The organism is Danxiaibacter flavus, assembly GCF_041060425.1.
Taxonomy (GTDB): Bacteria; Bacteroidota; Bacteroidia; order Chitinophagales; family Chitinophagaceae; genus Danxiaibacter; species Danxiaibacter flavus.
The window spans coordinates 1,200,621-1,214,438 of record NZ_JAULBC010000001.1; the positions used below are offsets into that span (position 1 = coordinate 1,200,621).

Sequence of the window (13,818 nt, forward strand, 5' to 3'; positions counted from 1 at the left end):
AGATCGCGGGTCGATAAAGACATTCTTTTAGATCAACGTTAGTGGTAGGATAAAAGCTGAAAGCTTATGTAATCGTTCCTGAGGCGATTGCCTTATTCTGCGGCTTGTTGATGTCCTACGGACAAGAAGGGCTAATAGGTTGTTCGCTCTATTGAGCTTTATGCCCTACGGGCAAAAATTAAGGCCGCGGGTCGATAAAGAAATTAGTCTGGATGCAACGTTAGTGGTAGGATAAAAGCTCAAAGCTTATGTAATCGTTTTTGAGGCGATTGCCTTATTCTTCGGCTTGTTTATGTCCTACGGGCAATAAGGGCTAATAGGTTGTTTGTTCTATTGAGCTTTATGCCCTACGGGCAAAATTAAGATAGCGGGTCCATAACGAAATTAGTCTGGATGCAACGTTAAACAGAGTGGCACTAAAAGTTGAAAGCTAAATGATTATAAAATCGTGCCTGAGGCTTTCTCTGTGCAACTCAGTGGCTCCTCCGTGCAACTCCGTGTAACTGTATTTTAAATTAAAAAAGCGGAGCTTTTCAAAAAACTCCGCTTCAATCATTTTCAATTATCCATTATCAACTTTCAATTACTTACATTCTCTCCGGAACAGCTATTCCTAACATATTCATGCCTCTCTTAATTGTCTGCGCTGTTAATGCTGCAAGTTGCAAACGCAATGATTTTTTTTCTTCACTTTCAGCATTGCCAATAGAATGTTTTGTATAGAAGGAATTAAATACTTGCGCCAGGTTGAAAATATAAATAGCTATTTTGGATGGATCGTGCTCTTTTGCTGCTTCCTGAATTGTTTCAGGGAACTGCTCCAATGTGTTGATCACACTTTTTTCAAGCTCCAGCAAAGATCTGTCATTCACCAGCGGTTGTGCATTGCCGCTGAATGATTCCTTACGCAAGATACTTTTGATCCTTGCATGTGTGTATTGAATAAAAGGACCGGTAAAACCGTGGAAGTCGATGCTTTCCTCAGGATTGAAGATCATTTTCTTTTTAGGATCAACTCTCAGTAAAAAGAATTTAAGCGCACCAATGCCGATCGTATCGTACAAGCCGGTTAATTCATCTTCATTAAAGTCTTTCACCTTTCCAAGCTCTTCAGTTTTTTGTTGAGCGATGTTTACCATTTCATCTACCAGGTCGTCAGCATCAACAACAGTTCCTTCACGGCTCTTCATCTTCCCTGTAGGAAGTTCAACCATGCCATAGCTTAAATGAAAAATGCCGTCAGCAGATGGTAAACCTAATTTTTGAGCAATCAGCTTCAATACTTTAAAATGATAGTTCTGTTCGTCACCCACTACATAAATGCTCTGATCGCATTTATATTCTTCGTATTTGTGAACGGCAAGACCAATGTCCTGCGTCATGTATACGGAAGTGCCATCTCTTCTTCTTACAATCTTTTGATCCAGGCCATCTGATGTAAGATCGATCCAAACGCTGCCGTCTTCCTTTTGAAAGAAAACACCTTTGTTCAGGCCGGTCTCAACAAGGTCTTTACCTAACAGGTAAGTCTGACTCTCGTAATATATTTTATCAAAATTACTTCCTATGCGTTTGTAGGTCTCGTCAAAACCCTTGTAAACCCAGCTATTCATGTTGCTCCACAATTCAATCACCTCAGGTTTTCCTGCTTCCCAGTCAACCAGCATTTGTTGAGCAGCTTTCATGATCGGTGCTTCTTTTTCAGCATCATCTTTTGACATGCCGGAAGCAATAAGCTCTTCAACTTCTTTCTTATAAGCATCGTTGAATTTTACATAATAATCCCCAACAAAATGATCGCCTTTTACGCCGGTACTTTCCGGCGTGGCACCATTCGCAAACAGTTGCCAGGCTATCATGCTTTTACAGATATGGATGCCCCTGTCGTTCACGATACAAGTTTTTACGATGTCGTAACCGGCTGCTTCCAGCACAGAGGCAACACTCCATCCAAGAAAATTATTTCTAAGGTGCCCCAGGTGCAGTGGCTTGTTGGTGTTGGGCGAAGAATACTCAACCATAACTTTTTGCCCGGTTTTAGGGAGCAGGCCAAATGATGGGTTAGCATGTTCCTTTTGAAGGAAATCAATCCAGTATGCATCTGCAACAACAAGGTTCAAAAAGCCTTTTATGATATTAAAACCGTAGTAAAAATCAGGGTAGTTTTCCTGCAAATAGCTGCCAATTTCGTTGCCCAGTGCCTCCGGCGACTTTTTCAGTTGCTTTACAAAAGCAAATAATACAATGGTGTAGTCGCCCTCAAATTCCGGTTTGGTGGCATTTACCAATATGGTATCGCTTTGTATATCAATATTATATAATGCTTTGATAGCCTCGGCAGCGGACTGTTTTATTTGCGCAACAACACTCATTTTTAATTATTTGGGTGGCAAAAATAACAATTGCAGGGCTACAATAAAACTCTAAATACGGGTGCCGCCAGGCAAACGAGAATAAAAGACAAAATTGATTTATCTTAGGTAAGAAATTATTCATGCTGATTTTCGACCCTCGACTGTAAATGGAGAGCTGAGTGAGATGGGTAAACATTTTGAAACGGGAAGAAGCTAACAAAGACCGGAATGTTCTACTTTTAATGACAGGCGTATGAGATTAAATTTTTACAGATTAACTACACTTATCGTATTTTTTTTACTACTGATAAATAACGGGGTTGGATTTGCGCAGAAAAAGAAAAGTACCAGTCCAAATGTAATAACCGAACCCGCCAGGAAAAAATATACCAGCCTTTTATGGGAAATAACAGGGAATGGTTTATCCAGACCGTCCTATCTTTTTGGAACAATGCATATAAGCAACAAGCTGGTGTTTAATTTAAGTGATTCCTTCTATTCCGCCATTCGAAATGTTGATGTTGTTGCACTTGAACAAAATCCCGAAGTGTGGCAGGAAGAATGGTCCCTCAGTAACAATAATGATGACAATGCGTCTTTTTTAAAAGGAACAGACTACTCCAGCATAGCAGACGACAGACTTACCATACAAACATTTGCCATCAATAATTATGATGCAAAACTAAAAGCAGCCCTCGCTTCCGAAGCGCGGCTTGTAAACGGTATGCTTTACCGGAACAATGTTGGCATGGAGGATTTTGAAGAAGAAACCTATCTGGATATGTATATATACCGGTTGGGCAGGAAGTTGAATAAAGTGGTGACTGGTGTAGAAGATTACAAACAATCCAACAAGCTTGTGCGCGAAGCTTATGTGGCCCTGTATAAAGACAAGAACAGGAAACAAAGTTCGTTTAATGGTTACAGTGACAGGAAGCGTATGGAAGACGCCTACAGAAGGGGTGATCTTGATGTGCTTGACTCCCTGCAAATGCTAAGCATTGTATCGGAAGCTTTCCAGGAAAAGTTTATGTACAGGCGGAATGTGATCCAGGCAAATTCTATTGATACAATCATAAAACACAGATCCCTTTTTGTAGGCGTTGGAGCGGCGCATCTTCCCGGTGAAAGGGGAGTGATCGAACTGCTGCGCAAGAAAGGTTATACGCTAAGACCTGTTTACACAGGCAGGCGCGACAGCGACGAGAAAGAACGCGTAGAAAAGATCCGCGTGCCCGTAGTTTTTACACGTCAGTATGCTGAGGACAGTTTGTTTAGCGTGGAAATACCCGGCAAAAAATTATACCGTTACAATAGTTATGGTAATCTGAATATGGTGCAGTATGCTGATATGGGTAATGGAAGCTACTACATGGTTACACGTGTTAAAACAAACGCCGTGCTGCTGGGCCAGCAGCAGTCAATAGTGCTTAAAAAAGTAGACAGCCTGTTGTATGAAAATATTCCCGGCAAAATAGTAAGCAAACGTGCAATTGTTAAAAATGGCTACAACGGTTTTGATATTACCAACAGAACACGAAAAGGTGACGAACAACGGTACAATATTTATATACTTCCGGATGAGATCATCATCTTCAAAGTGAGTGGTATTAATGACTATATTACTGATGGTAAGGAGGCCGATCAGTTTTTTGCTTCCGTGAACATAAGAACGACGGACAATTCGATTGCAAATAATTTTCAACCATTGTACGGTGGTTTTAAAATTGATTTTCCCGTCAAACCGTTATACGTTCCTGACGAAAGAAACAATAAAAAGAGAAGTGAGTGGCTGGCATCTGATAAAAATGGCAATGCATGGTTTGTTTATAAAGCAAACCTGCATCAGTATGACTATGTTGAAGCCGACAGTTTTGAGCTGGGCCTGATGAAAGAAAGTTTTAGTACAGCAAGGGTAATTAAGAAGAATATTAATAGCATAGCCGGCAACTTGAATAAATATCCATTTTACGATAATGTTTATTTGCACGAAGATGGATCCTTTGTTAAAGTCAGGTTTCTTATTCAGGGCAATAATTATTTTGTTATTGGTTCGAAGTACAGGAATGATGAAAAAACAGCGGATGCATTCATCAGGTCTTTTGCTATAACTCCATTTGTGTACGTACAGGCGACGGAAAGAAAAGATACAGCGTTGGGCTTTACGGTAAAGAGTCCGTTCTTTTATAAGATAAATACCGATACCAACAACGTTTCCATTGCAGATCTATATGGTTCGGGCGATGACGATGATGAGTCTGCGACTGTTAGTGAAGCGATGAGCAATTTTTCGATAAAGGTTGTCGAGAATGATACAACAGGAGAACATGTCGCTGTTCTTTCCTTCAAAATGCCTAAATACATGTATCTGAAAGACTCCGCTGATTTCAAAAAAACAATGAATTTTTTCTCTGGCAGGGATTCAACTTACGTCATCCGCTCTAAAACCCAACGCCTGACAAGAGACAACTGGCTGGTAAATAATCTTGTATATGGCGATACTGCAAGCAGCAGGATTTTGACACTGCAGTCTTATTACAAGAACGGAGTGTACTTCTATTTGGCAAACCAGGGCGACACCATTTCAGCCCCCAGCAGTTTTGTAAAAGAATTTTTTGATACGTTCACGCCTGCAGATACATTTAAAACGTTCAATGCTTTTGAAAAGAAATCCAAACTCTTTTTCTCAGATTATTATAGTACTGACAGCAGTGTGGCAAAGAAAGCCAGGCGTTATATTAAAGGACCTTTATTTGATTCTTCCGATCTGCCTCAAATAAAAAATGCTATTGCCAGACTATCGTGGAAAGACAAGAATTATATCTATCTGAAAAAGAAATGGATCGATGTCGTCGGAAGTTTTGATGATACAGCTTCCGTTAATTACCTGGCTTCATTATATACTGCAGTAAAGGATACAATAGATCTTCAGAACGGAGTGCTTGATGCATTACTGGACATGAAGACAAAGGCTTCTTTTGAGACATTTAAAAAGCTTGTGCTGAATGATCCTCCTGCCATACTTTCATCTGCAGATGATGATTATTCTTTTAATTATTCAAACCGGAGTATTAAAAGCAAAAGAGCCTACCTTAATTACAAGTGGAATCAATTGTATGATACTTTGTCTCTTTCTGCTGCTATAATACCAGACTTGCTGGATTTAATGGTGCTTGAAGATTATAAATATGATGCAGAAAGATTACTGCGTTATGCTGTTGATAGCGGGTACATAAAAGCCGCGCAATACAAACAATACCAGACAAAATTTTTGCTGGAAGCCAAACAGGCATTGAAGAAACAAATAGCTAAGGAGGATAAGGCTGAAATGAGCAAGCTTAATGACCGGAATTATAATAACAGGGATGATGACGATGCTTCCGATTATGTAAGGAGTGCCACAAGCAATGCTTTAAGTAATTATATAGGTCTGTTGATTCCGTTTTGGGATCAGTCACAGGATGTGCAATTATTTTTTGATAAGCTGTTACATTTAAAAAACAAGCGGATAAAAATGGACGCCGTAGTTGCCATGATAAAAAACAACCGGCCGGTGAACGATAGCGTAACGGGTGCCATTGCCGCTGATGATAAACTCAGATTAGCTTTTTATAAAGCAATGAGCAGTCTTAATAAACTACAGTTATTTCCTAAAGCTTATAAGGCGCAGCCACAAATGGCGCTTAGTATACTGAAAAATGCTTCGGTTTATATGAGTGCAGATTCAATTGTGTATTTAGACAGGATAAGCGTTCAGCAGGGTAAATATAAGGGATGGGCATACCTGTATAAATACAAGAAAGATAAAGGCGATACCGAATGGCAAATCGCCATATCCGGGTTGCAACCTGCTGACACAACAAAGATCAGCGTTGATGAAGATATGCTTACAAGTGATGAAATTGATACTGACAGGATTTTTATCCGTTACACTGACGATATTGTTAGAAAGGAAGAGCCGCTTGCTCCTCAGCTGCAGAAGGTTGTCAAAAAATCGTTGTATGCGCTGAAGCCCAGTTCGGCAAGATTTTTACAAAATTCCAATGATAGCGACGATGAAGACAGCTATGTTGCTGATGCGGTAAAGGCGAGGAGATATGAGTGAATGGGCGACTTTGCAAATGTGCGAATGAGTAAATGTGCAAATGTGCAAATGTATCGGGTTGGAGGATAATGTTTCAGTGACGTTTCGCGAAGCCTTTGGTTTCGTGGATTACTCAATCGCCTCTGGCGATTGCAATTAACGCGAATTATGAATGGGCTTAAATAATACAGGAAGCCTTTAGACCTTGGGGATAGCACTTATCAATTGTTGTGTGTAAGCCTGTTGCGGATGGTTGTAAAGATCTTCTGCATTGCCCTCTTCAATAATGCTGCCTTTGTGCATTACAAAAATTCTGTCGCTGGTGTACTTTACAACAGACAGATCATGCGAGATGAAAATAGCTGTGAATCCGAAATCTTTCTTTAAATCATTCAACAGGTTCAGAACCTGTGCCTGCACACTAACGTCAAGTGCAGAAACACTTTCATCACAAATAATAAATCTTGGTTGTAAGGCAAGTGCCCTTGCAATTACAATGCGCTGACGCTGTCCTCCGCTGAATTCATGCGGGTAGCGGTGATAATGCTCCGGCTTTAAGTTTACTTTTTCCAACAACTCAATTACTTTTTCTTTTCGGATTGCTTTCGTTGGATAAATATTGTGAACCCGGAGCGGCTCTGCGATGGCATCACCGATTTTTTTTCGTGGATGCAGCGATGAATAAGGATCCTGGAAAATGATCTGGATATCTTTTCTAAACGCATTCCATTGAGATTTGGATGCAGTAACAATATCGGTACCGTCAAAAAAGATTTTGCCTTCATCAGGTTTTATTAAGCCTGCGATACTTCTTCCAACAGTTGTTTTGCCACATCCGGATTCACCCACAAGTCCAATGGTCTCGCCTTCAAAAACGCTACAGCTAATATTGTTTACCGCTGTATTGTATTTCAGAACTTTTCCGAGGAAGGTCTTTTTAGTGGCGAATCGTACTGTGAGATCCCGGATGTCCAATATTTTCTTTTCCGGTTTTGGTTGATGTTGTTCTGAAATTGCCGGCACTCCCCGGATGTTAAACTGTTTTTCGAAGATATTTCCTTCGGCATCTACTTCCATGAAGTCACTGACAACGGGAAGTCTTTGTTGCTTTTCATATAACGCGGGGCGACATGCAAGAAGTGCTTTTGTGTAGGGGTGTTGCGCATTGTTGAAAATCTGTTTGCGCGTTCCTCGTTCTACAACGCGGCCTTTATACATTACAACAATCCTGTCTGCAATTTCTGAAATGACTCCAAGATCATGCGAAATAAATATCACGCCCATATTGTTCTGTAACTGCAGCTGTTTGATCAGCTCCAACACACTTTTTTGAACTGTGACATCCAGTGCAGTGGTCGGCTCGTCGCATATAAGCAGGGTAGGAGAACAGCTCATAGCCATGGCTATCATCACGCGCTGTTTCTGTCCACCGCTTATTTCATGCGGATATTTGGTGAAAATGCCTTCCGGATCTGGTAGTTTCACTTGCCGAAAAAGTCCGATTGTTTCTTTTTTTGCTGCCTCTTCTGTTAGATTCTTGTGGAGTTTAATCGCTTCCTTCACCTGGTTGCCGCATGTGTGCACAGGATTTAGTGATGTCATTGGTTCCTGGAAGATCATCGCTATTTTATTTCCGCGAATGTTCTCAAGCTCATCCTCACTGCATTTCAATAAGTCAATTGTAGCATCCCCTTCCGTAAACACAATTTTACCGCTGGTAAAAACGGCAGGCGGTGTGGGCAATAATTGCAGAACCGATAATGAAGTGACAGATTTTCCTGATCCGGACTCTCCAACAATTGCAACCAGCTCGCCCTTGCACACATCAATAGAAACATCATGCAACGCCTGTGTAGCCGCCCCATCCTGTATAAACTCAACGCTCAGATGCTGTATAGATAAAAGTGGCTTCATGCGTAATTGATTGGACTTTTAAGTTATGCTTCCGAAACCTATAACGTACAACTTATAACGTACAACGTAGAACTTCTAAAATTGCAAATGCCTAACCGTTAGCCCATTGTTGATGAGTTGCTTCAATGAGTCTATTCCGATTTTTAAATGTTGCTCCACATATTGCGTAGTAACTTTTTTATCGCTTTCTTCAGTTTTTACACCTTCCGGTATCATTGGCTGATCGCTTACCAGCAGCAAGGCGCCTGTTGGAATTTTATTGGCAAACCCAACCATAAAAATAGTGGCGGTTTCCATATCTATAGCATACGCTCTGATGCGTTGCAGGTATTTTTTAAACTCCTCATCATGTTCCCAAACCCGTCTGTTAGTCGTATATACGGGACCTGTCCAGTAATCAACTTTATACTCGCGTATTGTTGTGGAGATCGCCTTTTGTAAGGCGAATGCCGGCAGTGCCGGAACTTCTGGTGGAAAATAATCGTTGGAGGTACCTTCGCCTCTTATCGCTGCAATGGGCAATATAAGATCTCCGATATTATTTCTTTTTTTCAAACCACCACATTTGCCAAGAAATAAAACCGCTTTAGGTGAAATCGCAGCCAGTAGATCCATTACCGTAGCCGCTCCCGGGCTTCCCATTCCAAAATTTATAATCGTGATACCTTCGGCGGTTGCACATTGAAAAGGTTTATCTTCACCAACAATCTGAACATTGTTCCATTCTGCAAACATGTGAACATAATTGCTAAAGTTGGTAAGCAGTACATATTTTCCAAAATTGTTCAGTTTTTCCCCGGTATATCTCGGCAACCAGTTGTTTACAATTTCATCTTTCGTTTTCATCCTTTTATATTTTATCAGTTATTCAGGGCAATACTAGCCTCCATTTTATCAGCAGCCTGGGAAAGGGGATGACGTCTGGTTTGTAAATATAGATAAAAGGGGCATAAGGTGAGGTCTGAGGTGGCAGGTATCAGGTATCAGGGATAAGGTGTAAGGCATAAGATGCGAGGTATGAGATGTAGGGTAGGAATCAGGTTTGAAGCGTAAGTCGAGTATAAAGAATGAGGTGCCAGTGTCAGGTATATTTTCGAAACACCGTACACCGTACACCGTACACCGTACACCGTACACCGTACACCGTACACCGTACATCGTACATCGTACATCGTACACCGTACATCTTACATCATACATTGTCCTAAATTAACATTGCTGAGAAGAAATACCTGATAGCTGACCGCTGATAGCTTACAGCTACCTACTTTTGTCGCATGTTGCAAATACTGTATCCGGATCATCCGTATAAAATAAAACAAGAGGATAATAAAGAATGGATATTTGACGAAGTGCGCAAAAAATGGCTTCGTTTAACGCCGGAAGAGTGGGTAAGGCAAAATTTTGTTCAGTACCTGATACAGCAAAAAATGTATCCCGCGTCTCTTATAGGGATAGAGAAAGAACTATTGTTGAACGATATTAAAAAGCGTTGCGATATTCTTGTCTTCAAGAACGGACTGCCCTTTATGCTGGTAGAATGCAAAGAGATGAATGTGCCGCTCTCAGATAATGTGTTGCAGCAGATACTGGCGTATAACGTAGCCATGCCAGTGAAATATTTATGTGTTACCAATGGAACATATTGTTACTTGTGGTTGTTAGATAACGGGACTGTGACTATGCTGACCTCATTTCCGGGATGGAATGAGCTGTAAATACTGTATCCCGGTCGTCAATTGAATTTTTTGTAAATCACTTCCATTTTTGAGAAAAACTTTACAATTTCATGGTCCAATTGTTACTACATTTAGACGATTATTAAAATACATCAATATGAAAAAATACATGCTTCTTTGTTTCCTGCTCGCAGCTTCGTTTGTGCAGGCCCAAAATCCTATTTTTTATCTCCTCATAGGGACGTACACAAAAAATCAGAAGGATGGTATTTATGTATATCGATTTAATCCCAACAAAACAGAGGCTACGTTTGTAAGTAAAACTTCAGGTGTAGAAAATCCATCTTATCTCGCTATCTCAAAAGACCAGAAATTCGTTTATGCTGTAAATGAAAATGGCGATGATAAAGGCGCCGTAAGCTCTTTTGCGCTCGACAAAAAGAAAGGTGAGCTTACTTTTTTGAATAAACAATCCAGCGGTGGGGATGCTCCTTGCTATGTGACTGTTGATTCAACCGGTAAAAATGTGATCGCGGCAAATTATAGCGGGGGTAATTTTTCTGTTTTTAAAACGAACGCAGACGGCTCTTTGCAGCCATCAACCCAGGTGATAGCTCATGAAGGATATGGTGTGAATGTGAAAAGACAGGAGCAACCGCACGTTCATAGCGTGGTTCTTTCACCGGACCAAAAATTTTTATTTGTAGCAGATCTGGGTAACGACAGGTTATATCGTTATTCATTTGATGCAAGTGATGCCAAAGAGCCGGTTAAGCCGCTTGATCCCGCTTATTATGAGTTGCCCGACAATTCCGGTCCGAGACACCTGGCGTTTCATCCCAATGGAAAATTCGCTTATTTAATGACAGAATTAAGCGGTAAAGTGGTGGTTTACCAGTATGACAATGGTAACCTAACCGAAATTCAAACCGTAAATTCCGACAATAGTGGGAGTAAAGATGATAAAGGCGGCGCCGATGTCCACGTTACGCCGAACGGAAAATTTGCGTATTCGTCCAATCGTGTTACGGCAAATGATATTACTGTTTACCGGGTAGGTAGTGATGGAAAACTAACTGAAGCCGAGCATAAGAAAACCGGTATGCATCCGCGTAATTTTATGATCGATCCTACAGGGAGATTCCTCCTGGTTGCAAATAAGGACAGCAACAATATCCAGATCTTTGTGATCAATAAAAATTACGGTCTGCTGGAAGATACCGGTGTTACGATTAATGTAGATCAACCGGTTTGTCTTAAGATGGTTCCGGTTAATTGATTGATACTGAATTAAAATATATATAATGTAAAAGCATATTTATCCGCGGAGCTGGTTAAATATGCTTTTTGCTTTCTTTTGCGTTATAGTGCAGAGAACGCTTTTTATTCATTACATGGCAACATTTGGCCATTTTTTGGGGTCTTAGTAAGCAATATGTCAAGATTTTTGGTGCTCATATGTCTGTTTGCCGTAGCAGTATCATCGCTACGGGCGCAACAAGTCTGTTCGGCACTTGGTCAAAATTCATCCAGCGCTTTTCCGGTTTGCGGTACCGCTGTTTTTAAACAGACCTCTGTGCCAATTTGCGGAGGCAAACCCGTTCCCGGCCCATGTATATTTGATCATCTTACAGATAAAAACCCATTTTGGTATAGATTCACTTGTTTTAAGGGTGGAACATTGGGGTTTCTTATAACGCCAAATACATTGAGTGAAGATTATGACTGGCAACTATTTGATATAACAGGGCATGATCCTGTTGATGTTTTTCTTGTCCGCTCCCTGTTTGTATCATGCAACTGGAGTGGAGAACCGGGGTTGACGGGCGCTTCTTCAAACGGCACACAAAATGATGTTTGCGCCGGTTTCGGGAAGCCTAAATTTAGTTCAATGCCCAATCTGATTGAAGGACATCAATACTTGCTGCTTATCAGTCATTTTAGTGATAGTCAAAGCGGATATAGTCTTTCTTTTGGGGGAGGGACTGCAAGTATAATCGATCCGCTTGATCCGGCATTGTCTGAAGCTACTGCCTATTGTGGCGGATTAACCATACGAATTAAAGTAAACAAAAAAATGCGTTGCACATCTTTGGCCGCAGACGGAAGCGATTTTTCTGTTTCTACGGCAGCAGGCAAGATTGTAAGCGCAACCGGTGTTAGTTGTACTACCGGCTTTGATATGGATTTAATTGACCTCAAATTAAGCAACCCGCTACCTCCGGGAGATTATACTATTAATATGAAAAGGGGCGCGGATAATAATACTTTGCTCGACTATTGCGATAGGGAAATTCCAGAGGGAAGTAGCCTTAAAGTTACTGTCTATCCGTTGGAGCCTACGCCAATGGACAGTGTAAAGCCGGTTGTTTGTGCGCCTGATCAGTTAGAACTTGTATTCAGAAGTCCGATGCTATGTAGTAGTATAGCCAAAGATGGAAGTGATTTTGTTGTCTCCGGTCCGTCGGCAGTAACTATAAAAAGCGCTGCGGGCGTTTGTGACGATCAGGGGAGCACTACAAGCATTAAGCTTCAGTTATCCGAAGCAATAAAGGTCGGAGGACTTTATACGATTAAACTGCAGCATGGAACTGATGGAAATTCCATTTTTGACGTCTGCTCTAAAGAAACGCCCGTTGGATCATCCATCGATCTAAAAGTTGCAGATGTTGTTAATGCAAGTTATACGATGAATGTAAGTTATGGTTGCAAGCAGGATACTGTGTACTTAATTAACGATGGCAGTGGCGGTGTAAATAAATGGAACTGGTTTATTGATAGTACATCTTTTAGTCAGCAGCAATCACCGGTAATGTTCTTTTCTGATTTTGGTGATCATTCTATTACCCTTGCAGTTTCTAACGGAGTTTGTAGTGATACTGTCTCCGGAATGTTGCAACTAAACAATAAACTAAAAGCAGTTTTTGAAGCACCGACAGATGTTTGTCCGGGTGATCTGGTTACGATAAAAAACAACAGCATCGGCAATATAACTTCCTTTACCTGGGACTTTGATAACGGAACAAGAAGCACGCAAAGCAGCCCGCAGCCGCAATCTTTTGCACCTCCTCAAAGAGGGTTGGAAAAATGGTATACCTTAAGCCTGGTAGTACAGAACCAATACAATTGTTTTGATACGGCAACACAGAAAATCCGCGCACTCGCAAGTTGTTTTGTTGCTGTGCCTACTGCATTTACACCCAACAATGACGGATTAAATGACTTTCTATACCCATTGAATGGTTACAAAACAACCGACCTGGAATTCAAAGTATACAATCGTTTGGGGCAGTTGGTATTTGAAACAAGAAACTGGACCAACAAGTGGGATGGAACCTACAAAGGCAATCCACAACCGACAGGCACTTATGTATGGATGTTGACCTATACAGATGTAGAAACCAAACAGAAGTATAGTTATAAGGGGACTTCGCTGCTGATGAGGTGAGGGAAGCTTAAAGCCTAAAGCTTAAAGCTTAGAACCTGGGTGATGACTTGAATGTTGTTTTTTCTTCTTTTTTAGTAATTAATACTGATTGAAGGGCATTTGAGGCGTCTCTGTGGCAAATAGAAGAAGGCTTAAAGCCTAAAGCTCAAAGCTTAGAACCGGGGTGATAACTGCGATTAAATATCTTCTCTTTTTTGATAACTAAAGTCTGCTGAACGCATCTGGTTTTGCAAATATAAATTTGCTGTATTTTATAAAACAAAAAACTGCGGAACAATCATTCCGCAGTCTGTATATATCATCAGGCGACAAGTTTTAAGTTTTAAGCTTTGAGCTTTA

General features: G+C 40.8%; 7 protein-coding genes. 4 read left to right on the forward strand and 3 right to left on the reverse strand.

Annotation, left to right across the window (positions count from 1 at the left end):
• Positions 1 to 587 precede the first annotated feature (587 nt).
• Positions 588 to 2,372, reverse strand: coding sequence for an arginine--tRNA ligase (gene argS, locus QTN47_RS04570; RefSeq protein ID WP_369328144.1), 1,785 nt, complete (start codon positions 2,370 to 2,372; stop codon positions 588 to 590).
• Between the two features lie 235 nt (positions 2,373 to 2,607).
• On the opposite strand from argS, the gene QTN47_RS04575 reads away from it, so the two are divergent.
• Positions 2,608 to 6,459, forward strand: coding sequence for a TraB/GumN family protein (locus QTN47_RS04575; protein WP_369328145.1), 3,852 nt, complete (start codon positions 2,608 to 2,610; stop codon positions 6,457 to 6,459).
• Positions 6,460 to 6,636: 177 nt separating this feature from the next.
• On the opposite strand, the gene QTN47_RS04580 is transcribed toward QTN47_RS04575, so the two are convergent.
• Positions 6,637 to 8,352, reverse strand: coding sequence for an ABC transporter ATP-binding protein (locus QTN47_RS04580; protein ID WP_369328146.1), 1,716 nt, complete (start codon positions 8,350 to 8,352; stop codon positions 6,637 to 6,639).
• Between the two features lie 75 nt (positions 8,353 to 8,427).
• Positions 8,428 to 9,198, reverse strand: coding sequence for an AMP nucleosidase (locus tag QTN47_RS04585; RefSeq protein ID WP_369328147.1), 771 nt, complete (start codon positions 9,196 to 9,198; stop codon positions 8,428 to 8,430).
• A 431-nt stretch (positions 9,199 to 9,629) separates the two neighbouring features.
• Here QTN47_RS04585 and QTN47_RS04590 point away from each other — a divergent pair, with 431 nt between their 5' ends.
• From QTN47_RS04590 to QTN47_RS04600, 3 genes are all read left to right on the forward strand, one after another.
• On the forward strand, positions 9,630 to 10,070 hold the full coding sequence (locus tag QTN47_RS04590) for a type I restriction enzyme HsdR N-terminal domain-containing protein (RefSeq protein WP_369328148.1): 441 nt from the start codon (positions 9,630 to 9,632) through the stop codon (positions 10,068 to 10,070).
• Positions 10,071 to 10,188: 118 nt separating this feature from the next.
• A complete protein-coding gene (locus QTN47_RS04595; RefSeq protein ID WP_369328149.1) occupies positions 10,189 to 11,310 on the forward strand; it encodes a lactonase family protein in 1,122 nt (373 codons plus the stop codon).
• 297 nt (positions 11,311 to 11,607) lie between these two features.
• Positions 11,608 to 13,479 (forward strand): T9SS type B sorting domain-containing protein, encoded by a 1,872-nt coding sequence (locus QTN47_RS04600; RefSeq protein WP_369328150.1) that lies wholly within the window; start codon positions 11,608 to 11,610, stop codon positions 13,477 to 13,479.
• The last annotated feature ends 339 nt before the right edge of the window (positions 13,480 to 13,818 follow it).